General features: G+C 65.8%; 2 protein-coding genes. Both read left to right on the forward strand.

The genetic code is table 11. The annotated features are described in order from the left end of the window. Positions 1–750, forward strand: a complete 750-nt coding sequence (locus tag BLS74_RS33535) for an electron transfer flavoprotein subunit beta/FixA family protein (protein WP_093112348.1) — start codon at positions 1–3, stop codon at positions 748–750. 23 nt (positions 751–773) lie between these two features. Continuing rightward, a partial coding sequence (locus tag BLS74_RS33540) for an electron transfer flavoprotein subunit alpha/FixB family protein (protein ID WP_093112349.1) occupies positions 774–1,677 on the forward strand: 904 nt, incomplete at its 3' end.

Below are 1,677 nucleotides of genomic sequence, written 5' to 3' on the forward strand. Positions count from 1 at the left end.
ATGAAGGTCCTGGTCCCCGTCAAGCGGGTCGTCGATTTCAACGTGAAGGTGCGCGTCAAGAGCGACGGCACCGGTGTGGACATCGCCAACGTCAAGATGAGCATGAACCCCTTCGACGAGATCGCCGTCGAAGAGGCGGTGCGCCTGAAGGAAAAGGGCGTGGTCACCGAAGTCATCGCCGTCTCCTGCGGCGACGCCAAGTGCCAGGAAACCCTGCGCACTGCCATGGCCATCGGCGCCGACCGCGGCATCCTGGTCGAGACCTCCGAAGAGCTGCAGCCGCTGGCCGTGGCCAAGCTCTTGAAGGCCCTGGTCGACAAGGAACAGCCGCAACTCGTCATCCTCGGCAAGCAGGCGATCGACGACGACGCCAACCAGACCGGCCAGATGCTGGCGGCCTTGGCTGATCTTCCGCAAGCTACTTTCGCTTCGAAGGTCGAGGTCGAAGGTGACAAGGTCAAGGTCACCCGCGAAGTCGACGGCGGCCTGGAAACCATCCAGCTCACGCTGCCCGCGGTCATCACCACCGACCTGCGCCTGAACGAGCCGCGCTACGTCACCTTGCCCAACATCATGAAGGCCAAGAAGAAGCAGCTCGACACCTTCAAGCCCGAGGACCTGGGCGTGGACGTCAAGCCGCGCCTGAAGACGCTGAAGGTCAGCGAGCCGCCCAAGCGCGGCGCCGGCATCAAGGTGCCCGATGTGGCCACGCTGGTGGACAAGCTCAAGAACGAAGCCAAGGTGATCTGAGGCCGGAACAAGGAAGAATCGACATGACCGTACTCGTTATCGCAGAACACGACCACGCCACCGTCAAGCCGGCGACCCTCAACACCGTGACCGCAGGCATCGCCTGCCAGAGCGGCGATGTGCACGTGCTGGTGGCCGGTGCCAATGCCGCCGAAGCCGCGGCTGCGGCCGCCAAGATCGCGGGCGTCGCCAAGGTCATCGCGGCCGACAGCCCGTCGCTGGCCGAGAACCTGGCCGAGAACGTCGCAGCCCAGGTGCTGGCCATCGCGAAGAACTACAGCCACATCCTGTTCCCGGCCACGGCCAACGGCAAGAACGTGGCGCCGCGCGTGGCAGCCAAGCTCGATGTGGCGCAGATCAGCGACGTCACCAAGGTCGACAGCCCCGACACCTTCGAGCGCCCGATCTATGCGGGCAACGCGATCGCCATCGTGCAGAGCAGCGATGCGATCAAGGTGATCACGGTGCGCACCACCGGCTTCGACCCGGCGGCCGCCACCGGTGGCAGCGCCGCGGTCGAGAGCGCCGAGGGCGTGGCCGACAGCGGCAAGTCGAGCTTCGTCGGACGCGAAATCACCAAGAGCGAGCGTCCCGAACTCACGGCCGCCAAGATCATCGTCTCGGGCGGCCGGGCACTCGGCAGCGCCGAGAAGTTCACCGAAGTGATGGCGCCGCTGGCCGACAAGCTCAACGCCGGCCTGGGCGCCAGCCGCGCCGCAGTGGACGCGGGCTACGCCCCCAACGACTGGCAGGTCGGACAGACCGGCAAGATCGTGGCCCCCCAGCTCTACATCGCCTGCGGCATCTCGGGCGCGATCCAGCACCTGGCGGGCATGAAGGACTCGAAGGTGATCGTGGCGATCAACAAGGACCCGGAAGCGCCGATCTTCTCGGTGGCCGACTATGGGCTGGAAGCCGACCTGTTCA

It is taken from the genome of Variovorax sp. CF079 (genome assembly GCF_900101545.1).
Lineage (GTDB): Bacteria > Pseudomonadota > Gammaproteobacteria > Burkholderiales > Burkholderiaceae_C > Variovorax.

Coding starts and splice junctions, on each gene's coding strand:
- BLS74_RS33535 (WP_093112348.1), top strand. CDS start 1: ATGAAGGTCCTGGTCCCCGTCAAGCGGGTCGTCGATTTCAACGTGAAG.